This is a genomic window from Agrobacterium sp. 22-3639C2 (genome assembly GCF_053522105.1).
The window spans coordinates 782,423-803,969 of record NZ_JBNWDB010000002.1 but is presented as its reverse complement, the minus strand read 5'-3'; the positions used below and the strand labels follow the sequence as shown (position 1 = coordinate 803,969).

The 21,547-nt window shown below is 57.4% G+C and carries 18 protein-coding genes and 1 tRNA gene; 6 read left to right on the top strand and 13 right to left on the bottom strand.

Annotated elements, in window-relative coordinates:
* Positions 1–38 precede the first annotated feature (38 nt).
* The 5 genes from ACQZ6D_RS11335 to ACQZ6D_RS11315 all read right to left on the bottom strand — a co-directional run bounded on the left by ACQZ6D_RS11335 (position 39) and on the right by ACQZ6D_RS11315 (position 6,778).
* On the bottom strand, positions 39–698 hold the full coding sequence (locus ACQZ6D_RS11335) for a hypothetical protein (protein ID WP_080801510.1): 660 nt from the start codon (positions 696–698) through the stop codon (positions 39–41).
* A 10-nt stretch (positions 699–708) separates the two neighbouring features.
* On the bottom strand, positions 709–2,964 hold the full coding sequence (locus ACQZ6D_RS11330) for a polysaccharide biosynthesis tyrosine autokinase (RefSeq protein WP_065704374.1): 2,256 nt from the start codon (positions 2,962–2,964) through the stop codon (positions 709–711).
* Positions 2,965–3,094: 130 nt separating this feature from the next.
* On the bottom strand, positions 3,095–4,003 hold the full coding sequence (locus tag ACQZ6D_RS11325; RefSeq protein WP_448729937.1) for a hypothetical protein: 909 nt from the start codon (positions 4,001–4,003) through the stop codon (positions 3,095–3,097).
* 187 nt (positions 4,004–4,190) lie between these two features.
* Positions 4,191–5,309, bottom strand: coding sequence for an acyltransferase family protein (locus tag ACQZ6D_RS11320; RefSeq protein WP_448729936.1), 1,119 nt, complete (start codon positions 5,307–5,309; stop codon positions 4,191–4,193).
* 140 nt (positions 5,310–5,449) lie between these two features.
* Positions 5,450–6,778 (bottom strand): hypothetical protein, encoded by a 1,329-nt coding sequence (locus tag ACQZ6D_RS11315; RefSeq protein WP_448729935.1) that lies wholly within the window; start codon positions 6,776–6,778, stop codon positions 5,450–5,452.
* Between the two features lie 465 nt (positions 6,779–7,243).
* On the opposite strand from ACQZ6D_RS11315, the gene ACQZ6D_RS11310 reads away from it, so the two are divergent.
* The 4 genes from ACQZ6D_RS11310 (at position 7,244) to ACQZ6D_RS11295 (ending at position 12,665) form a co-directional block, all read left to right on the top strand.
* Positions 7,244–8,479 carry a glycosyltransferase family 4 protein gene (locus ACQZ6D_RS11310; RefSeq protein ID WP_448729934.1) on the top strand — a complete coding sequence of 412 codons (1,236 nt, stop codon included), beginning with the start codon at positions 7,244–7,246 and terminating at the stop codon, positions 8,477–8,479.
* A gap of 161 nt (positions 8,480–8,640) precedes the next feature.
* Entirely contained in the window at positions 8,641–10,128 is a 1,488-nt protein-coding gene (locus ACQZ6D_RS11305; protein WP_035199578.1) for a lipopolysaccharide biosynthesis protein, read from the top strand.
* Positions 10,113–11,438, top strand: coding sequence for a polysaccharide pyruvyl transferase family protein (locus ACQZ6D_RS11300; protein ID WP_448729933.1), 1,326 nt, complete (start codon positions 10,113–10,115; stop codon positions 11,436–11,438). The genes ACQZ6D_RS11305 and ACQZ6D_RS11300 overlap by 16 nt, the downstream gene beginning before the upstream one ends.
* 9 nt (positions 11,439–11,447) lie before the next feature.
* Complete coding sequence (locus ACQZ6D_RS11295; RefSeq protein WP_448729932.1) at positions 11,448–12,665, top strand: glycosyltransferase family 4 protein; 1,218 nt, start codon at positions 11,448–11,450, stop codon at positions 12,663–12,665.
* Positions 12,666–12,719: 54 nt separating this feature from the next.
* Here ACQZ6D_RS11295 and ACQZ6D_RS11290 read toward each other — a convergent pair whose 3' ends face one another.
* The 3 genes from ACQZ6D_RS11290 to ACQZ6D_RS11280 form a co-directional block, all read right to left on the bottom strand.
* Positions 12,720–13,511, bottom strand: coding sequence for a metallophosphoesterase family protein (locus tag ACQZ6D_RS11290; protein ID WP_003511251.1), 792 nt, complete (start codon positions 13,509–13,511; stop codon positions 12,720–12,722).
* Positions 13,512–13,750: 239 nt separating this feature from the next.
* Positions 13,751–14,356, bottom strand: coding sequence for a transglutaminase-like cysteine peptidase (locus tag ACQZ6D_RS11285; protein WP_025595463.1), 606 nt, complete (start codon positions 14,354–14,356; stop codon positions 13,751–13,753).
* A gap of 154 nt (positions 14,357–14,510) precedes the next feature.
* The gene (locus ACQZ6D_RS11280; RefSeq protein WP_065662509.1) at positions 14,511–14,813 is read right to left on the bottom strand and encodes a hypothetical protein; all 303 of its coding nucleotides are present in this window, start codon (positions 14,811–14,813) and stop codon (positions 14,511–14,513) included.
* Positions 14,814–15,134: 321 nt separating this feature from the next.
* Here ACQZ6D_RS11280 and ACQZ6D_RS11275 point away from each other — a divergent pair, with 321 nt between their 5' ends.
* The gene (locus tag ACQZ6D_RS11275) at positions 15,135–15,692 is read left to right on the top strand and encodes an HNH endonuclease (RefSeq protein ID WP_003511248.1); all 558 of its coding nucleotides are present in this window, start codon (positions 15,135–15,137) and stop codon (positions 15,690–15,692) included.
* Positions 15,693–15,721: 29 nt separating this feature from the next.
* Here ACQZ6D_RS11275 and ACQZ6D_RS11270 read toward each other — a convergent pair whose 3' ends face one another.
* Together ACQZ6D_RS11270 and ACQZ6D_RS11265 are read right to left on the bottom strand one after the other, a co-directional pair.
* Complete coding sequence (locus tag ACQZ6D_RS11270; protein ID WP_013761732.1) at positions 15,722–16,237, bottom strand: disulfide bond formation protein B; 516 nt, start codon at positions 16,235–16,237, stop codon at positions 15,722–15,724.
* Between the two features lie 266 nt (positions 16,238–16,503).
* Positions 16,504–16,588, bottom strand: a tRNA-Leu gene (locus ACQZ6D_RS11265).
* Between the two features lie 295 nt (positions 16,589–16,883).
* On the opposite strand from ACQZ6D_RS11265, the gene uppQ reads away from it, so the two are divergent.
* Positions 16,884–17,525, top strand: coding sequence for a polysaccharide biosynthesis GNAT family N-acetyltransferase UppQ (gene uppQ / locus ACQZ6D_RS11260; protein ID WP_003511246.1), 642 nt, complete (start codon positions 16,884–16,886; stop codon positions 17,523–17,525).
* A 63-nt stretch (positions 17,526–17,588) separates the two neighbouring features.
* Here uppQ and ACQZ6D_RS11255 read toward each other — a convergent pair whose 3' ends face one another.
* Genes ACQZ6D_RS11255 through ACQZ6D_RS11245 form a run of 3 tightly spaced genes read right to left on the bottom strand, consistent with a single transcriptional unit; the run spans position 17,589 to position 21,544 of the window.
* Positions 17,589–18,860 carry a GNAT family N-acetyltransferase gene (locus ACQZ6D_RS11255; protein WP_003511245.1) on the bottom strand — a complete coding sequence of 424 codons (1,272 nt, stop codon included), beginning with the start codon at positions 18,858–18,860 and terminating at the stop codon, positions 17,589–17,591.
* 8 nt (positions 18,861–18,868) lie between these two features.
* Positions 18,869–20,284: a Wzx-type polysaccharide biosynthesis protein UppV gene (gene uppV, locus ACQZ6D_RS11250; RefSeq protein ID WP_019564817.1), complete on the bottom strand. Its 1,416-nt coding sequence runs from the start codon at positions 20,282–20,284 to the stop codon at positions 18,869–18,871.
* Between the two features lie 57 nt (positions 20,285–20,341).
* Positions 20,342–21,544, bottom strand: a complete 1,203-nt coding sequence (locus ACQZ6D_RS11245) for an acyltransferase family protein (protein WP_111795403.1) — start codon at positions 21,542–21,544, stop codon at positions 20,342–20,344.
* Positions 21,545–21,547 lie beyond the last annotated feature (3 nt).

Sequence of the window (21,547 nt, the reverse complement as noted above, 5' to 3'; positions counted from 1 at the left end):
GACGATGTCTAAGGTAGAGGACGAGGCAGGCCGCTATGTCACGGAAGCGGCACGGTGCGTTTCATGCCGGCCTGCGGCTGCTGCGGACAGATCTTCCGCAGGGTCCAGCGCAGGATTTCCCCCTCCTTCCCGCAGACGACTGCCGTGTCCGCATTGCGGGCCGCATCGGCCTGAGGCAGTGTGTCTTTTGGAAATTGCTGCCACATCACGAAGCGCCCGCGTATCAGGTTGGCGTCTGCAGGCCCGTAAAGTTGGGAAAAATTCATCAGAACGGCGATTTCCATTGGCGAGGCGTTACGCAGCGAACGAACCATGGCAAGACGCAGCCACACATCGCCATTTGCAGGCAAACAGGAGAGCGCGTGACGAATATAGCTTTCGGCAAAGCCGAGACGCGCCGTACCGGCCTCCGACGTCGCATCTTGGCCATTTGCATCGAGATCTGCGAGAACGAGCCGTAACCCGGCCTTGACGATATCCGAACGGCAGATTTTCTCCGCAACGACGGGGTGCAGCCCATCGACCGTCTTCGCCAGAAGATCGTGCGCCAGGCCGCTTTTGTCGTCGGCAATTCTTGCCAAGGCGACGACATCGGAAAACCGCCGAGTTTCGGAAAACGCCTGTGCGGCGACGGATAAAACAAACACGGAAAGGATGAGAACCGGCACGACCGCGAAGAATTTACGCAGGCCCGCCATTCCGTCCCGCCTAATCATGGTAATATCGCGTGTAGCGCGCGTGATAATATTCGCTTGAACCGTAAGCCCGGTAAAGCTTCAGCTTTTCCGTGTCCACCTTGTTGAGGATGACACCGAGACACTTCTTGCGGATCTGGACTTCGTTTTCAATTGTATTGCGTACCGCCCTGCGGGCGGTTTTGCCCCACTCTGTGACGAAGACGAAACCGTCGATCCGGCCGGCCATCGCGCGGGCGTCCACCACCGGCCCGAGAGGCGGCAGATCGACGATGATGTAGTCGAAGAGACTGCTCGCTTCGGCCAGCAATTTGTACATTTGCGCCGATGTCAGCAGCTCGGAGGAGTGCGGTACGCGCTGCTTGACGACCGTTGGCAGGAAAGCGAGCCGCGTCTTTTCGTCGTGCAGCAGCACATCGCGCATATTGCGGCCTTCTAACAGCACTTCGAGCAGGCCTTCTGCAGCATGGCGCCCCAAAGCGCGCGTGGCGCCCGGGTTGCGAATATCCGCATCCAGCAGAAGAACCCTTGCTCCTTGTCCGGCCAGAAGCTGAGCCAGATTGATGGAGATCGTCGATTTGCCCTCGCTCGGCAACGCCGATACGACGCCCACCACCCGCGCGCCGGTTTTCGGGGGAATGCCAAGATCTATCGCAAGCCGTGTGCTGCGCAGCGTTTCGGCGAAGGACGATAGCGGGTGATCGACAGTGTAGCGGGCAACGCTGGACGGGCGTGTGGCGGTAGGCGGCCCCTCCTGTCCCTTTGGCAACACATCCGTGCCCGGCTTGTTCTGGACGAGCGGGGTGTTGCCCAGAAATTCCAGCCCGAGAACGTCGCGAACCTGTTCTCCGGTGCGGAAGAAACGGTCGCGGAACTCGCGAAACATGGCGATGCCACCGCCGGCCGCGGCGCCCATGATCATGAACAGCGCCAAAAGTAGCGGTTTGTTCGGTTTGCTTGGAATGTTGGGCGGAACTGCCCTCGAAATCACGCGTGCTTCCGTTACGGGGAAGGATTGCTGCTGCATCGCTTCCTGATAACGCTGCAGGAAGGTCTGATACATGTTCTTGTAAGTTTCCGCCTCACGCTGCAATTCGCGGAGCTGAACCTGGGTCTGGCTGGCCGAGTTGCTGACGCTGGTAGCCTTGGCAACGCTCTCCGCAAGTGATTTCTCTCTTGCTTCCGAAACCTCCAAATCGCTCTTGTAACTTTGCGCAATACGGCTGATTTCCTGGAACATCAGCCGGCGGTATTCCTGCATTTCGTTGCGCAGACGCACCGCCTGAACATGGTTGCTGCCAAGCCTGCGGGTGATTTCCGTTTCGATCTTCGAGGATTCGAGATATTTCTTGCGCAGATCGTTTGCAACCGAGCTCTCGAGAATGTCGGTGACGACGGCGTCGACATCGTCTGTGGCAAGGATATGTTCGATGCGTTGTACCCGCGCTCGCGACCTGGCTGTTTCCGACTGCGCCAGAATAAGCGCACTGTTGGACTCGGCCAGTTGCTGATCGGAAAGCAGGCCGTTATTGCCGGTCTCGATCAAGCCGTGTTCGGCGCGAAATTTCTGTACGGCAAGGTCGGTGTCGAGTGCCCGCTGACGCAACTCGGCAATACGGTCGGACAGCCAGTCGCTGGCCCGCTTCGTCGCCTCGTATTTGGAGTTCAGCTTGTCCACCAGATAGGCCGACGCCACCGCATTGACGATCTGGGCGGCTAGAACCGGTGATGTCGAGTTGTAGGTCAGTTCCAGCGCGTAGGTACGGCCGATACGCTTGACGCTGAGACCGTCCAGCAGCCGGTCCGACAGCGCCCGCTTCAGGGTGCCGTCATCGATGACGGTCTCTTTTGCCGGCGAGAACCACTGCGAAACGTTAACGAGCGAACGGATGGTGCCGAATATCGAACTCAGAAGCGAGGCACGGTTTGCCCTGAATTCCTGATTTTCCGTGAGGTTCAAACTGTCGACGACGGCAATCCCGATGGTTTCCGATTGCAGGACCTCGACCTGGCTGAGAATGGAAGCCTCGTCCTCCACGACGCCGCCGATCGTCGATAGCTGCTCGACGACCTGGCTGTTGTTGCGGTCGATCAAAAGGGTAGCCGAAGCTGAATAGATCGGAACGGCCGTCGCGGCATAAGCGAGACCGATTGTCCCGGCAATGGCGACTGCCGCGAGAACGACGCGCCACTGTCGGCGGACCGTGGCAAGAACGGCGTCTATATCGATAAAGTCGGCTGTAAATCCGCTTTTGTCGATATCGGCCATAGTCAGGGGATCGTGCCTTTGCAACAACTGTCAGCCTCGCTCTTTTTGGCGGGCGTGGCACCCGCCAAGTCTCGGTTGCATGGTAGGACAGGCGGCCGCCATTCCCGCAGGAAGGGCGGCAAAACCGGGTTCAAACGGGACTTGTGCTGACTGGCGTGCTGGTGCTGCCGGTTGAAAGGGGCGCGGCAAAGAAGTTGTTGGTTGTGGTGGTTCCGCCGCTGCCGGTGCTGCCACCGCTGCCGCCACCGCCAACCGGTGCGGCTCCGCCGCCGGCCTGTGCCGTACCGGCTGGTGAGCCCGCCGCTCCCGAGCCGCCAATGCTGTTGCCGCTTGCAGGTGAAGAGCCTGCGCCACCGATCGGTGAGGCAGCAGCTGCAGCTGCCGCAGGCGCTGCCGGACCGGCAGCCGTTCCCTGAATATTTTCGCTAAAGGCGATCAGAAGATCGGAGGGCACGCCGACACCCTTGGTCTGCAACTGGATTGCGGCGGCAAGTATCGTGTTGCCCCTCTGCATCGCCGTAGAATAGGCGAGTGCCAGACCTTCGCCGACAACTTCGGAGAAGTCCTTGTTGCCGACCTTCTGGGCCAGTGCGACGATGGTGGGCAACTGGCTGGAGTCGCTCAGGATCAGGCCAGAAAGCTGTTCGGAGAACTGCGCCGCGCTGGTGGAAACGGCAATGATCGGAAAGCCGTTCGTCACCTTTCCCGCCATGTCGGCGTTTGCCGCATCGGTGCTGGAAGCGATGCCGGCCAGATCCTTGACCGTTGCCTGCGTCGGAGACTGCTTGAACAGTTCCGCGGCAGCAAGGGAAACCGTGTCCGGATTGGAGCTGTTAACGCGAGCCAGAAATGCGGCGTTGGTTTCGTCGGCGGCCTTTACGGGTGCGCCAGTTGTCGCAATCTGTACCGGCGGCGTCTGCTGCCCGGCAGCTGGCGGCGCTGGTTCCACGTTCTGGGCGTTGGCGACTGCGGAAAAAAGACCGAGGCTGGTGATCAATACCGCACCAGTGAGCGCCGAGCCAATACGAAGGCGGGACATCACAACTCTCCAAAATTTTTAAAAAATACGATTTTAAGTAAGCTGAAATGCTGGATATGGTTATCCAACATCTAAAATTTTCTTTTTAAATCGCACAGCCCTAGCTAACGATCAAGTGCTAAAATAAACTTGTGAACGGAACTTCGGGGTATACTTAATAGTAGACACTAGGACTTCTCTCTGGGCGTCAGGACACGGCGACTTTTCGCCGGGGTGTTATCAGCCGGTCACGAAGCCAGATATTTGCGGGCGTTTCGACAAGGACGTGAAATGCGTGGGCGATGACGATGGTGCTGGCGACGACGATGAGATAGACGACATTTTTCCACTCCTGCGGCCAGGTGATGCCGCCGGAAGCAACCAGGAATGCCCGAAAGATGAATGGGTGCAGAAGGTAAAGCGCGTAGGAGGAATCGCCCAGTTTCGCCAGTGGCTGCGCAAAACGGGGCAGGGAGATGCCCCTGGTCAGGGTTGCCGCGGCCATCAGGAAAATCGCGCCACCGCCAAAAACGAGCAGCCGGGTATAGGAATAACAGCCCGGATTGCATTGGAATTCGAACCTTTTCAGATCGATAAGCGTCCAGATCGCCACGCCGCAAAGGGCCACCGCAATCCCCAGCAAGGGCGGCAGGCGCACGCCGCGCAGGAAAAGCACGGCGAGCAACATTCCCGCCACGAACTCCAGAATGATGGGCTGAAACCAGAAACTAAACGGCAAGGCGAGACTGAAGTTGGAGCCGATGAGCACTGCGGCGAGCAGCACAGCCGCTGTTGTCAGCACGGCGCGTTCCAGCGGCAGGAAGATAAAAACCGCGAATACGACATAAAAAAACATCTCGTAATTCAGCGTCCAGCCCAGATCGATGATTGGAAACGGATAGGCGTCACCATAACCCATGCTATCATAGGGAATGAAGAGGTAGGAGGTTAGGACTGCCTGCAAGGACGGTAAGGTTTTGGCGCTGAGAAGAACGGCGACCGCGGCCATGGCGAGCCGCATGGTCAACACGAACCAGTAAAGAGGAAGGATGCGGAGAAGCCGGCGCACAAGAAAGGCCGAGCGCCCTCCCTCCGCTGCGAAATACGGCCGGGAGGCATAAACGATGACAAAGCCGGAAATGACGAAAAACAGATCGACGCCCGCACCCAGCCTCAGGAGATGGAGGTTGACGAGCGAGAACTCCCAGTTCACCTGCGCGTGCAGCGCAACAATCATGATTGCAGCCAGGGCGCGCATCATTTGAAGAATATCGAGACGCTGCGCCCCGGAAACAGGCGCTTTTTCAATTTTTTGCATCGTCATCATCTATAAAAAGAAAAAATTTATACAGTAATATTTTGCGCTCGCAGCAGCGAGCAAAAGTGCTCTATTTCAGAAGGCTATCATGCAATAGGCTGACACGATATATAAAATTTGTCGGCCGGAAATTTTCGCCCGCACGCCGTTCAGAAAACCTCCAGCACCGTAAGCTGGTCGCTGACGGAAAGCCGGTATTGCCCACCTTCCCTTGCGATCACCCGCTGGCTTACGGAACCGTCATCGCCGAACCGGTGCGCGATGACTTGGCTATGCGGGCCGGTTACCGAAAAGGCCGTTACATGTTCGGCTGGCGGATTTTCGATCCGCGCCGGCCATTGCCAGCCGCGTATGCCAAGCCACACCGGAGCGAGCAGCGCGCCGTCTGGTCTTGTCAGGCGCAGGGAAAACCTTTCGGAATCATCGTTGAGGAAAGCGAGGCTGCGTTCCGCTGGCTCTGTTTGTCGACTTGCCTTGCAAAGCGCAAGAAGGGCACGAACGGCCCCGTACGCAGGGGTCCGGCTCAGATCGTGGCGTAGCAGGCCGAAGGACGATTCCGGATTTGTCTCGTCTTCGGCAAAGCTGGAGACCATTTCATAGATGTAAGCCCGGCGGATGCCGCTGATGAAGGACCACAGGAGCGTGCGCGGCATGTAGCGCGCCTTGATGCCTTCGGTGACGGGAAAATGGGAGGTCTTCGGTTGCAGTGAGGTGTGGTACCCGATCTCAGTGGCGAGCACCGGCCGGCCGGCTGCTATATGCGCCGAGGCCGCGACAGATTTGGAGAGCGCCCCCGGCCCAGTCGTTTCGGGATGTTCCATTCCGGCGTAGGGGTGAATATTGCCGAAGTCGCATACGTTCTGCAGGTTTAGCGCCAGCGCCGTATTCGCCTGGATATAGCTTGGCGCGACAAGCGGTACGTTGCTCACGGCCGGAGTTGAGCGGATCGTTGCAAAAAGTGCAGCCTGATGCTCTGCCGAAATGCGCGGCGCATTGGCCGGGTCTTTCGTCAGCGTCGGTTCATTGCTGCCTTCGAAAACTTCGATGCCGCCGTCGCACCAGTTGTAGAAATCGGCAATCCTGTTCAGTGGCGTTGAGACGTAGGGGTTGAGATTGTCGTAACAGATGATCGTGAGGCGAACGTTGGCCGCCACAATCCTGCGCAGGCGCTGGAAAGCCGGGCTGTTGCGGCTGTCCCTTGCGGTAATCAGTCCCTCGTCACGCAGGTGGCCCACACCAAGCGCTTCCAGTTCAGGCAGGATGCGCTCGAAGCTTTCCGGATAAATGCCGTTCGTGCGGGCGAAATGGCCACACACGCCCACACTGTCCACAAAGGCTTCCGTGCTGGCCGAAAAAACGGATTGAGTCTGCGCGAAAGCGGGGCGCACACCCGTGGCGGCAACCAGTGCGAAAGGTGCGGCTGAAAGCAGGCCGCGCCGTGTCAGGTGGCCCATGGTGACCGGCTGTTTTCCGTTCATCTGCGTCTCCTGGTCCGGCGAGATTATAAAAAGCAGCCGCGATCATATCGGCGGCGCCTCTCAAGATGTCAGATTGTCCTGGAAGTTTTTGGCATCTTCATTCGCCATCAAATCCATGTTTCTGAAATGAAATAAATATATAAATTAATGATATTATATGCGGACGAAACAGAATTCACCGCTTCCGCCCGTACGTTTTTTCATATGAGAATGAAGCTAACACGGGACAGGTTCTTTTCGCAACACGGCATGACTTTTGTCGCGCCGCGAAAAAAAGCACTTGAAATGCCGTCAGTTCCCGTGCTTTTTGAAAGTGGATTTTTGGTTATTCATATTTTCAAGCGTTAAATCTGCTCTGCCTTTTGTGTTTTTTGCACATGTCTCATTGGTCCCGGAGTATCCGGCAACATGGGCGAGGCCAAGCGGAAGTCATAAATTTTCGATAAGGAAATAGAGCGTATCCGTATGCGAATTCTCCATCTTAGCAGCCTTTATCCGCCGCATATCGTTGGCGGGTGCGAACGCTCGGTCGAACATCTTGCCGAGGAACTCGTCTCCATGGGACATGAGGTCGGTGCCGCCTGCATAGAGCGGCAGGCGGAACCCAAAACGGTGCGCAATGGCGTCAGCGTCTACCGCATGTTCCACAATAACGATTTCTGGCTGGAGGACTGGCCACAATATACGCCGCAGCAAAGGCGTATGCAGAAGATCAAGCAGCAATGGAATTTCAACGTCGAGAAGCAGTTCGAAGCCGTTCTTGACGATTTCAAGCCGGATGTTCTCAATACGCACTCGCTGCTGGATGTGACGACGCTGGTGTGGCGGGCGGCGCATAAACGCAACATTCCGATCGTCCACACGATCTGCGAATATGATCTTCTGTGCGGTAACGCCGCCATGTTCAAGGGCGGCAAGCCCTGCGAACACATCCATCTCGGCTGTCAGGTGGTGAATTTCACCAAGAAATTCACGCAGCGTTACATCGGTGCGGTCGCAAGCGTCGGCACGGAAATCCTTAAAACCCATGTCGATCACGGGCTTTTCCATCACCTCCCGGAAAGCATGCGCCGCGTCATCTTTTATTCCTGCACGGTTCCGGAAGGCGACCCGGTCGCACGCAGGCAGATCGACCGAACCGGCAAGCCGATGACCTTCGGTTATATCGGCCGCATCAACACGGAAAAGGGCGTCGGCAACATGGTCGATGCCTTCAGGGAAATCGGCCACGGTAACTGGCGCTGTCTTGTTGCCGGCCACGCGATGGACGATTCCATCGAACGCTTCAAGGCACAGTCCGGCGACCTGCCGATCGAGTTCGTCGGCTGGGCAAAGCCGAAGGAATTTTTCGAAGAGATCGATGTGCTCATCGTTCCCTCCTTCTGGGCTGAACCTTCGCCGCGCACCATCTACGAGGCTTACGCGATGGGGGTGCCGGTCATCGGCGCGGCCTCGGGCGGCATTCCGGAACTGATCGGCGAGACCAACCACGACTGGCTGTTCGAACCGGGCAACGCCACGGACCTTGCCGCACGCATTCGCCGGGTGTTGACGCTTTCGCGCGAGCAATTGCCGACGGAGGCCGATTTCGGAAATATCGTCGAGGAATCCACCTCGCGCCGGGTGGGTGAGAACTATGTGAAGCTCTACGAGGACGTGCTGGCGAAAAGCAGGGAAAGCCGAACCTTACGCGCATCTTAGACCGGCAACGGACCGGGTCCGTTGCAAGCGTTTCTTCCAAGGAAAGAGCACATGGTAGAAAGCAATATCGGCAAAGTCCGTTTCCCCAAGCTGGACTTCGATCGTTTTCTGGCCGCTGCGGTGGTCGGGCTGTCACGACCGGCTTTGCAGGCGGCAGGTTGATGGCGGAGCAAAGTTCGATAGGCAGCGCCGCGATAACAGGCGTTTTCTGGTCCATCGTCCAGAACTGGGGTGGAAAGCTTTTTACCTCCATTCTTTTCATCGTTCTTGCCCGGTTCCTCAGCCCCACCGACTACGGCATGGTCGCCACGGCGGGCCTGGTTCTGATGCTCATCCAGATGCTGTCGGAGTTCGGTTTCGCAGATGCGATCGTGCAGAAACGAAATCTGGAGCCAAGCGACGTCAATCTGCCATTTTATGTGTCCGTTGCGCTGGCAACGGTGTTTGTCATCGTTGTTTGTCTGCTGTCGCCCAGACTGGAAAGCTGGTTCGAGGTGGAAGGGCTGGCACCGATCATCGTGGCAATCTGCATATTGCTGCCGCTGAATACCGCCTCGCTTTTTCAGGAAGTCAATTATCGGCGTGCGCTCGCGTTCAGGCCGCTGGCAATAAGAACCTTCATTTCGAATATTATCGGCGGTGGCGTTGCGATTGCTTTCGCCATCATGGGCCTGGGCGTCTGGAGCCTCGTCGTTCAGACTTATGTTGCAACCATTGTGACGCTGATCTGGCTCTGGCGCAAACCGCACTGGCTTCCGGGCACCACGCTCAAGCCCGACACTTTTTTCGAATTGCTTCGCTTCGGCTCGTCGGCTCTCGGTCTGCGCATCGTGGATTTCGGAGCCACGCGGCTTATCGACGTCATGATCCTGGGGCGTTACGGGGTTGCTCTCTTTGGGCTCTACACCGTCGGCAGCAGGCTCTATCAGCTTCTCATGCAGCTGCTTCAGGCGGCGCTATATGATGTTTCGTTGACGGTGCTGTCCCGCATATCGCACGAGCGGGAGCGCATGGCGGAACTGTACAAGCAATCCATCACCATATCTTCGATCTTTTCGACACCGATCTTCGTGCTCTCCGCTGCGTTGGCGCCAGAGATCTGCAACGTCCTGTTCGGCGCGCAATGGCAGGGTGCCGACGCGGTTGCGCGGCCGCTGCTGCTGCTGGGTGCATTGCAATGCGTCCAGTTTCAAAACGGCCCGTTTCTGTCCGCACGCGGCAGGCCGGATAAGGTGCTGATTGCCGGGACGGTCAAGGCAATCTCTACCATCCTGTTGATATTGCTTGTCCCGACGGAAAACATCCGGGAAATCGTCATCGTGTTTGTCTTCGGGCAGCTCACTTCGACGCCTTTCACATTTTATTTTGTCGCCCGGGAACTCGGCATCAAGCTGTGGAGAATTCTCCTCCTGCTTTTGCCAAGCTTCGGTTCCAGCGGTCTCTGCTTCCTGCTCGTTCAGTGGATGCGACCTGAAGTTAAAATGCTGGGTGCGGGCGACCTCGTATCCGGCATCCTGCTCGGTGGTATGTTTGGCGTCGCATATCTGTTGCTTTTGGCTCTGACCGCGAGAAGCGAGGCCCGGTCCGCCATCGCCCTCATCATGAGCAAAATAGGTTCTCGAAAGGAAAGAAAATGCGCAAGCTCGTGAAAAAAATACTCCCTGCACCACTGCGTCGGAAGCTGGTGCAATATAACGAGCGGCGCAATCTGGATAATGCGGTCCAGCAACTCTTCAATGATCTGCAAGCGCTGAAGCACAGTATCAAGCCTATCAACGTCGGAGATCGGCTGAACCGGCTTTTGATCGTGGCTGGTGATCCCATCACGCTGTTCGGTTCCGCCGGCGATGACGCGATGATCACGGCGACCGTGCAGAATGCCCGTGCGAGCAATCCCAGTGTCGAGATAGACATCCTCGTCGACGGAACGAATTTTGGCGACTCTGCTTTGCAGAGAGGCTTTGTTACCGTCGATATCTTTGGAAAGCCTGACTTCATCCAGGCCCTTGCCCAGCAATTCGCGATGCGGAAGTACGATTGCATCGTCGTTGTCGGCGCCGACGTGATGGATGGCTATTATCATCCGCTGGTCAGCGCAAAACTTCTGGCAAGCGCTGATCTGGCTGCCGCTGCCGGGATCAAAAACGTTATCCTCGGTTTCAGTTTTAATGAAACGCCGCACCCCGCTTTGGCGAAGTTCTACAGCTCCCTTCATCCGGGGGTGTCGCTCAATGTGCGTGACGTTGTTTCCCTCGAGCGTCTGAACGCCTTTGCCACGGCCAAGGCGGCACTGGTTTCCGATTCTGCATTTAGTCTTGTCCCATCGGAACCCGATGAAGATACGATCTCGTGGATCGCGCGAAAGCGCGCCGAGGGATACAGGGTCATGGGCTTCAATCTGCATCCCATGCTGTTCAAGAATGCGGATAGCGCGCAGATCGCGGCGATCATCAGGCGCGGGGCAGAAGCACTGGAGTTCGTTGCCGATGCAAGACCGGTCTGCTGGCTGGTCATTCCGCATGACTACAGGAAAGACGTGGGCGATCAGGCCTGCCTCAAGGCCATTACCGAGCTTGCTCCATCTTCACAGACGGACAGGGTTCGATATCTGGATGGCAGATGGCCAGCCCCGGTTTTAAAAGGCGTTGCCGGTAAACTCGATGGCCTCGTCAGCGGACGCATGCATCTTGCGATCGCTGCGCTGGGCAAGGGCGTTCCTGTGATATGCATTGCGTATCAAGGCAAGTTCGAAGGGTTGTACCAGCATTTCGGTCTCTCCGCGGCTGAGCTGCTTTCGCCCGCCAAGTTCCATACGGATGATGGCATCAAGAATGCCTTGATCAATTTCGTGGATCAGGCCGATGAGATTCGCGAAAAAGTCGGGAAAAAGCTGCCTGAAATTCTGGACCTTTCCAAAAGGAATTTTCAGGTGTTCGAGACCTTCGCCAAGCAGCCTTGAGTCATTTTCATGAAAGTCGCTTTTGTTTCCGTATTCCCTGCCGTTCCCGCCAACGAGGGTGCGCGGAACAGGATTCTCCAGCTGACACGCGCCGTGCGTAGCCTCGGACATGAAGTGCATTTCGTCTATGTCGATACTCCGATGATAGCTGATTTCGATCCCGCGGCCCATGAGGTCGAGTTTGGGGCCGGACATATGCACGTCGTGTCCAGGGAAACATGCGGGTTTGCAGCACGGCTCATCGACGACTTCAGGTTCGAGATTGGGTTGACCGCATTTCGAACCCGTCGGAAAATTCAACGGCTCCTTGGCCGCGACAGCGGTTTCTACAATTACCTCGACGAGTTCTATTATCCGGAAATAGGCAGGCAGGTCCTGGATCTTCAGCGTCGACTCGGGATTAACGCCGTTATCGTCGAATATGCCTTTCATTCGAGAGCTTTTCTTGGGCTGCCGGATGATGTGCTTCGCATTCTCGACACGCACGATTCCTTCGCCGATCGTCACAAGGCGTTCGTGAACACGGCCAACAGATTTGGGTACTGGTTCTCGGTTCCGCCGGACGTGGAATGCAAGGCATTCCGCCGCGCCGATGTCGTTGTCGCCATACAGGAAGAAGAGGAACGTTCGTTCAAGCAGCGGCTGGCAGGAGAGCCGCCGGCGGTTGAAACGGTGAGCCATATTCTGGATCTCGGCCAGAGAGTGGAAGACTTCACTTCCGCTGATTTTCTGTTTCTCGGTTCAGGCAACGACGCGAACGTCATTTCTCTCAATAGTTTCCTTCACAATGTCCTGCCTTTGGTCAGGGCGGCCCGTCCGGACATTCGCCTGGTGCTGGCGGGCAGCATATGTGGCAAGGTCGAGGACATTGAGGGGGTTCTCAAGCTTGGCCGGGTGGAGAACTTGAAGGATGCGTTCACACGCGCGCCACTTTCTATCAATCCTATCACGCTTGGCACGGGCATCAATATAAAACTGCTTGATGCTCTGGCTGCGGGTGTCCCAACGATCAGCACCCAGACGGGTGTGAGGGGGCTTTCAGAAGGATATCGTGGTGGCGTAATTGTCGTTGAAGATGGAGATCATCAGGCCTTTGCCAATGCCATTATGAGGCTCTCTTCCAGTCGGGAGCAGCGGCAGGAATTGGGAAACAATGCGTTCCTTGACGCTGTCGAATGGAACCGCCGGCAAATGACGGTGCTCGGCAATATTCTGAAGGGCAAATAAATCGCGATTGTGATGCGTCTGGCTGGTGCAACCTGATCCAACGATGGCAAGCCATCAGGCAATAAGTCGCGGCCCCGCATCCGTGAGCTTTAGAATGGTAAGCCTGCCCGTCGTAAACGCGCCGGTGTCGATGCCGATCCGTTGCGGACCTGTCTGTGGTTCCGGCGCCGGCGTATGGCCGTGGATGATGAGAAGGTCCAGTCCCGCCCCTTCCGACAGGAAGGGTTCCCTGATCCACAACATGTCCTCATCGGTCTGCGCCTCAAGCGGCACCCCGGGTTTGAGGCCGGCATGAACGAAAAAATAGGGTCCCATGCGGACGCAGATAGGCAGGCTGACTAGAAGTTGCCGATGGGCCTGCGGGATCGCGCCAATCAGCGCATCCCTGAACGGCTGAAGCCGCAGACGGCCGTTGTTCATGAAGTAGCTGATATCGACCCCGTAGGACAAAAGCGTCTGGCGGCCGCCGAAATCCAGCCAGTGCATGTTGTCTTGCGGATTTTCGAGGAAATCGCTGAAGAGCTGTTCGTGATTGCCGCAAAGCGAGATGCGGCGCAGGGGCGCCGGCGGTGGTTGCAGCAGATGCTGGAGAACACCGCAGGAATCCCGGCCACGATCGACATAGTCGCCCAGAAGAATAACCAGAGCGGGGGATGGATTGCTTGCGAGATCGGCAAGGATTTTCTGTTCCGCCTGCAAAAGCAGATCGAGGCTGCCATGGACGTCGCCAATGGCATAGATCGGAAAAGACGGAGATTTGTCGCCGAGGTCTATTCTGCGCCGCCTCCGGTCGTCGCGGGGGGCTGGCTGTTTACGACCGCGAATCCAGTTGAGCACTTTAGGCATAGATGCCGATACTGTCTCTCTTGCACGAGGTCAAGAGTGTTGAAAGCCAACGCCACAGAGCCCGTAAATCCTGGGTCCATGCAACGGCTGCGGCATCCGCCAAAGCCCTGCCGACAAAGCTATCCGGGGCAGGGAATTGCGAAAGCCGGTGTCGATTTTCGCAAGGCGCGCCGCGGCAATTGAAGAGGAACGGATCGCCCCTTTCCTGTTCGAAAATGACTATCCTGTGCGCGATAGACCTAGAGTTTCAGCCAGACACGCGGGTTTTCGTGTGACTGGATCTTGATCCATTTCAGGTCAACCGCTTTCCAAGGCTTGACGACGTTGGTGCGGTTGTCCAGCACCAGATCGCCCTGGCTGGTGCTGACGACCAGAACGGCGTGGCCTATGCCGGTGGGGGTGCGGGCGGTGGCAATGCGCAGGGCGCCCGAGGGCCAGCCGGCGCGCAGAAGGCGTTGCCGCTTGGTCACCGCGTAGTCGTCACAGTCACCGCTTGCGGGGTTCAGATTCCATTCGTCCTGTCCGTCCGCTTCGCTTGTATAGATTATCGATGTGTTGATCTCGGCGTTGATGCGCTGGAGTTCCGTGCGCTTCTGCTTGGTCAGTTCAACCGTGTCGCGATCGCCAATCCGGACACATTGGTCGGCGGCGTCGTCGCAAAATTTTGCGAAGGCGATGGGTGCAATTGTCGGGCGGCTTGTCGTCATGAACAGGCCGGGGCGCGATGCGGTCGGGTTCTGCGCCAGGCCCGCAAGCGGGGCGGCCGATGCCATTGTCGCGATGCTTGCCGCCACGCTGACGGCAACTGCCAAAGTCTTTGCCAGACGGATTTGTCTCTTCGCCATGTCTCTGCCTCTGCCTCTGCCCGGTTGTTGTCTCTTGTGCATGGCAACATAGCGACCCTTCGTTGCGGGCCGTTTAAGTCGATAGATAGCTTTTTAGCGAAATCCAATTTTATTAAAGCGAGATAGAACAGCGGGGAAACCGGTGCGATTGCGCTTACTTGCAGCGGGTGCGGCCCTCGGCATCTATAATACATGTCTGCTGTGGCACAGCGTTTCGGTACTCACGCCGCGTATCGGTTGAGTTGCTGCGACTTGCCGGCGGCCGGTCGTAATTGCGGTAGACCTCGAAATTGCGCCCGCCGATCGTTCCCTGCGCACCGCCACGGCCATCCGGCGTGACTTCGAAATTCTGATATTGCTGGGCAGAAGCGGAAGCGGGCAGGACCATCAGCACGCCAAAGGCGCCAGCCGCCAGGCCCTTCCATAACGCTGCCGTTTGGTGCCTGCGCAAGATCATGGCCGTTTCCTTCCCTCGACAGAACGACAGATACGCATTCTGCTTTCCCAATCGTTCGTCGCGTTGACTATATCACTGATCTCGCATTGAGGGTGAGAACGAATATAGCGTTCATCGGCAGGCGAATCGCTTCGGTACCGCTGGGGGCATCACCAGATAGTGGCCAGACGACTATCTCGCCGCCCGATTGTCCGGAACGCAAAAAAGACGTTTTTAGAGCTGAAAAATTAAGCTCTTCTCCGCTGCATTTATGGGCTTCACAATCCTGTAACAACGGACCTAATATACAAGTGCAGATGCCGAATCGATCAGGAGAAGCCCTTGACGATTGCAGTTTCACCACAGGCCCTGCCGGCGCTCGTTCTGAACGCAGACTACAGGCCACTGAGTTATTATCCCTTGTCGTTATGGTCCTGGCAGGACGCGATCAAGGCCGTCTTTCTAGACCGTGTGAACATCATTGCAGAATATGATCACGCGGTGTCGTCACCCAGCTTTTCCATGCGGTTGCCGAGCGTCGTCAGCCTCAAGACCTATGTCCAGCCCACCCGCAACCCCGCCTTCACACGCTTCAACGTGTTCCTTCGGGACAAGTTCGAATGCCAGTATTGCGGCACGCGGGACGACCTGACCTTCGATCACGTTATTCCCCGCGCCCATGGCGGCGAAACCACGTGGCACAATGTCGTGGCGGCCTGCTCTCCCTGCAATCTTAGAAAAGGCAGCAAGCTTCCCAAGCAGGCGGGCATGTTCCCTGCGCAGAAGCCCTTCCAGCCGACGGTTCAGGACTTGCACAATAACGGGCGGCTGTTCCCGCCCAACTACCTGCACGAAAGCTGGATGGACTATCTTTACTGGGATACCGAGCTGCAGCCCTGATCCTGAGGACTGCAACGCGGCTTTTCCGTTTAACGGCTTTTCCGGCTCGCGCCAAAAAAGGCAACGGCCGCAAGCGCAACGCTTGCAATGACATTCCAACCGGCAAACGAAAGGCCGAGCACCCGAAGTGCAGCGTCGTTGCAGGAGGGTGCCTTGATGGCATTCAGATTGCCAAGCAGGTCACCGGCATTGGTGGTGATGGATGGCGCACCCGTGGCGCAGGTGATAGGCCCCGCCCAGAAACCCCATTCCACACCAGCGTGATAAACACCAAGCCCGGCGCCGATCAGCATCGCCACGCCAATGAGGGCTAGAAGCAGCCGCGTGATCTGAACCGGCAGCTTGAAGATGCTGGTCGCTATGGCCAGAATACCCAACGGAATGGCGTAGTAATAGGGATCGCGCTGCAAAAGGCACAATGCGCAGGGCGTATAACCGCCAATATGCTGGAAACCGAGGGCGGAGCCGACAGTAAAGATCATTCCCGCCGTTACGCCAAGAGCGGCGAGCGTGCGGCTGTTGTCGGCGGTTGTTGCAGTGGCCATGATGTTTTCCCCAAACTTCACGAAGAAGCAGATATCCCGAACGGGCTTTCAAAAAGGCGGGCGTGATGGCGAAATTAAGTCGCCGGTTCAACGGTGTATTCCCGGATTCGTCTAATCCAGTCCTTTGCATCTGGCAAATGAAAGCCCGGTAATATTCGAGGGGCGAATGAGCAAAGTTTCGTGAGTGTCTTGATGGCCGCGAAGCAATCGACCGGTCTTTTTGAAAGACCGGAATAAAACGAAGAAAATCAATGCGGTTTTGGAAATGGTACCCCAAGCCGGGATCGAACCAGCACTCCTTGCGGAACCGCATTTTGAGTGCGGCGCGTCTACCAATTCCGCCATTGGGGCAACGGTGGTAATGCCACGGCGTCTATCACGGCCAATGGCATGCGTGCAACCCCAAAGCTGATTTTTCCTGTCTAATGAGGTGCGTTTGCAGCCTTCATTTCAGAGCTTTTACCGGGCGGGAATGAAAGGAGAGTGGCGTTTGTCCGTCCCGTATCGGTACACCGACGGTTGTGGCGTTAAAGCAATATTAGATACCACTAATAAATTAGAATATACACAATTGCTAATTGAATTATGATGTTTGCGTGGAGTTTCCACGCGGGGCGGGAGAAGCCAGAACTCATAGGAGGAAATTATGAGGGCGCTTTCTCGCAATTTGTTACTGTCTGCCTGTCTGATTTTACCGGTCAACGCCCACGCGCTGGATATCGGGATTGGCGGTGAGAACGGGGTGAATGCCAGTGTGGGCGGCAATGGCAGCGGTGGGCTCGGTGTCGATGCTTCCGTTGGTGGCAGCAATGGCGTCAATGCCAGCGCTGATGTCGGTGGCAGAAGCAGTGGCGGACTGGGCGCGGATGTCAACGCGTCGGTCGGTGGCAGCAGCGGGGTCAATGCGGATGTCAACGCATCCGTCGGCGGCTCGAGCGGTGTCAGTGCGGGCGCCAATGCTTCGGTTGGCGGCTCCAGCGGCATCAATGCCAATGTTGGTGCGAATGTGGGCGGATCGAGCGGTCTTGGCCTTGGTGTCGGGCTTGGCATCGGCGGCTCCAGCTCACCAGGCAATCCGGGGAACCCCGGTAATCCGGGCAATCCTGGAAACCCCGGCAACACGGGGCCGGTATCGCCCGGTGGCATGCGCAATGCCATACAGGCCTATAACGACATGTCGCGAAACGAGCAGATCAAGCTTGCCCGTCGTTGTGTCGATATTCTCGGCGGCGGATATGACGCCGCACTGACCCAATTGTGCAAGATGATCCGGACGGCCTCGCGCTGACGCAGCGTCAGCCCCGTGGATAGTCCGATACCAAACCGAAGGATGCAGCGGCATCCTTCGGGATTAGCTGTTCTTGCGCCCGAAGGAGAGGATTTTCTGGCGCAGGCTGCGGGCGAGGTTGCGGGTGTTGCGATACATGTCCACCTGCGTGGAAACCTGTCGCACGTCACGGTCGCTGTTCTGCGCAAGCCCGACGACAAGAGTGCCCATTTCCTGCCGTTCCTGCCAGAAGCGGCTCATGATCGGATGATCGGGCACTGCGCAGCTGTCGCTGCGCAGAATATTGGCGTCGTCCAACTGCCAGTCGGTCAGTTTCTGCACCAAAAGTTTGCCGGGTGAAAACCGCGAATAGGATTCGTCAAAGGCGGTCTTCCACGTATAGGCCTCGCCAGCCGTCATGAAGACGATCATGGAGGCGATGGCGCTGCCATTGAGATCGATGGTGTGAATGCGCACCGCATCCGCTTCAGCCAGATTTGTGATTGCCTCACGGGCGAAGGCGGCGCGATAGCGGTCGTTCACCAGCGCGCTGCGTTTGCGGCCTTTCCAGCCACTCGCTTCCAGCGCCAGGAATTCCTCCATGCGGTAGCGTATGTCCTTCGGTTGCCGGGTAACGGTGTAGGAAAGGGCCCCGAGTTTTTCGAGCTGTCGCCACTGCCTGCGCATCTCCCGCAAATGATGCGGCGCAAGTGAATTACGCAGATAGGCTTCGCCGTCCAGAAGGCTCTCCAGCATCGGCCGCTGATAGTTACCAGTCGTCGTCACCGGCAGGTTGCGGCTGATTGCTATGGCCTTGAACATCCGGGCAAAAGGCCCTTCAAGCCGTACATCCGGCAGTACCAGAACATTCGGCAGGCGCATTTCCCGGTCGGAAAGCGCATCGAAAAGATTGTCGAGCGTCTCTGCGGCACCTTCGGTGTCGACCAGCGGCGTGCCGAGAGGGCCGAAGGGGTTGGCCCAGCCACGGATGATGGAGGGACCGATGGAAAAACCCGGCTTTTCCACGGTGAAGGGCATCAGAAAGCGCATGCGGCTTCTAGCGCCGTTCTCGTCGCGAATAAGGGCGAAGCGCACGGACTTGTCATCGATACGTGGCATGGCGGGTGCAAGAAGCCGCCCTGTGAAGAAGACATTTGCCTCCATGACGCGGTTGGACAGGAAGTCGAGTTCTTCCTGCATGTCGTAACCGAGCCGGCCAGGATAGATGCAGAATTCGCGGCCGTCGCGTCCCACGCGCCGGCTGCTGTCGGCCACGGGGCGGTCACGCTCCGTAGACGCCATCAGCGCAGCGATGCGCGGGTCCTGAAAATCCGGATTCTTTGGGTCGCTGGACATGCTTATCGTTACACCGCCTTCCCAGTGTCTTGACCCGCCCGGGGATCGTTGAAGGCAAAAAGGACGATCCCGAGTGTGCGGCGAATGGCAATATGCAATAGCACAGCTTCTATGCACATTGCTATCGCGACAGCTGCCGCAGCGCCTGTCAGACCATAGACCGGAATCAACACCATGTTGAGTATAATGTTACAACCGAAGATAATAATATAAAGAGCTACGCACAATTTTTGTTTGCCGGCCATATTCAGCAGCGTTTCTCCCGGGCCGATCAGTGCTTTTGCGAGGAAGCCGGCAAAGAGGAAGAACATCAGCTTGTAACCCTGTACGAAGCCGGGACCGAACAGGGACAGCAGAAACGGCCCTGCCAGAAGCACGAGACAGCCAACGGCAAGCGATGGCCAGAAGGCCCAGCGCGCCGCCTGGCTGGCGAACCCGGCCAGCCCCTGCCTGTCATTGGCAGCAATGAGCGCGGCCAGACGTGGGGCCGCAGCCGCCTGCACGGAAAAAAACACGAATTGCATCAGCACGATGGTTTTTGCCGCGGCAAAATAGATGCCGACCTGATCCGGCGGCAGATATAGACCGACGATTACCACATCTGAATTGGTCATCAAAAAACCGATGCCGTCGATCAGGAACATCGGAAAGGCAAACCGTATCCACGGACGGAAATGCACCCTGCGGGCAACGCTGCGGAAATGCCGGTTGAGCCGGCGGTTCATGAACACGAAGTGGAAAAGCGTGGTGACATAGGTGGCCAAAAGGGCCGCAAGCATCGCTGTCGTTGCGGTTTTTTCCGCGCCGAGAAGGATCGCCACCAGCATGAACAGCAGGATCAGCACCGGGCGGATGATATAGGTGGGGCTGAGGGCTGAAACCGCCCAGCCGTTGGCACGCGCGGTTCCGTTCAGCACATCGCCAAGCGCCACCATCGGCAGGGTGAAAAGCGCCAGCGAAACCGGAATGAGGTAATAGGCAGAGATGCGCTCGCCGAAGAAATACAGGAAGACGAAACCGAAAAATGCAAGCGCGCTGGCCGAAAGCATGGCGAAGAGGCGCGCTGTCGAGGTCAGACCCATGATCTTGTCATGGGCATCCTCCAGGCGGTAGCCGGGCAGAAAGCGGATGACGGTGGTGTGAAAGCCGAGACAGGAGAGGTTGCCGAACAGGATGACCAGAACCCAGACAAAGGCGAACAGGCCATATTCGAATTCGCCCATCAGGCGGGCAAGGATGATCTGGGAGATGAAAGCGATACCGGCGCTGATGATGCGCACCGCAAAGGCGACGAGCGCCATGCGCTGGGCCCGGGAGACATCGTCTCTGCCGGAAACGACGACGGCGATTTTTGCCCCCAGCGGCGCCAGTTTAGCGCGCAGGCCTGCGGGTAAGGCTTTTTCCGCCGTGTTGAGGATAGCCATAATCCACACGCCATCATTTCCAGTTGAGTAGGCAACTGGATTATAAGCACCTTATCATTAACGAAGGGTTTGGGAGACAGGCACCTGTGTGCCGATATTGGCCACCTGCCTCGGTTTGCGGATCCCGTTGAAGAGAAAAAGGGCAAGCGGACTACGGCGTATCGCCTGATGCAGCAGATAGGCCGTTATCGTGGTGGCGACGACGATGATGGTGAATTCCAGGATCGGCGGCAGCGAGATCAGGATGAAGAGGGTGCCGAAGGCATAAATCAGCGGGTGGTGAAACAGGTAGATGGTGAAGGAAGCGTCGGTCATTCTCTTGGCATGCCGGCTTGGCCGGTCGAAAAAGCGGCAGGCGATGTCGATCAGCAGGCGGCTTGCCGCCACGGCGGCGATTGTGGAGACGAGTACCAGCAGGGCCGAGTTCGAAAAAGGATATTCCAACCGCAGCGTAACCGCTGCCGCGATCGCGGCAAACGCGATGACGCCCGTGAGGATGCCCGTCTGGCGGAAGCGGTGAAAAAGAGCCCGATCGCGATGAAGCAAAGCCCCGATAAGGAAGAACGGTACGTAACGTGCGTAAGGGTCGGAGGCTCGTTCATAGAGAACGAGAAGGCTGTTCCCATTTTTGCCAGCAAGCAGGCCCGAACCGTAAACCGTCAGCTCCCATAAAACAGGGAAGGCGCAGAGCGCTGCGAAAAACGCGGCTGGATATTGACCCCGCATCCTGCCGAACCAGTCTCTTGCATAGGCGAGGGGCGGGCGCCCCGCCAGAAATAGCAGGCCGGCAAGCAGACCCGAATAGGCGATAAGGGCGGGTAGGAACCATAGATGCATGATCCATTGCTCACCCGGAAGCAGCAAATCCGGCAGGTTCGCGAGCAGCCGGTCGGCGGGAATATTACCTTTGGCGATACCTGCCAGTTTCAGCAGGAAAAGCTGCGATGGCCCAAGCAGGAGCACGGCCACGATGAAAGGGACGCCAAGGCGAAGGAAGCGCTGTCTGAGCCATGGCATCTTGCCCTTCCTGCCGATGACCATGGTGGAAAAATAGCCGGCCACCAGAAAAAACGAAGGCATGCGGAAGGTGACGAGCGCTGCCCCAAGCGCGGTCAGGACTGGGCTGGTCTCGAAATCCTTGATGTCCCAGGGCAAAGCATAGCTGTAGAGCAGGGAGGCGTGATAGGGTATGCCGAGCAGCATGAGGAGTGCCCGCAACGGGTCCCAATAATGCTCATAGTCTGATTTGCCCGGTTGCATTTT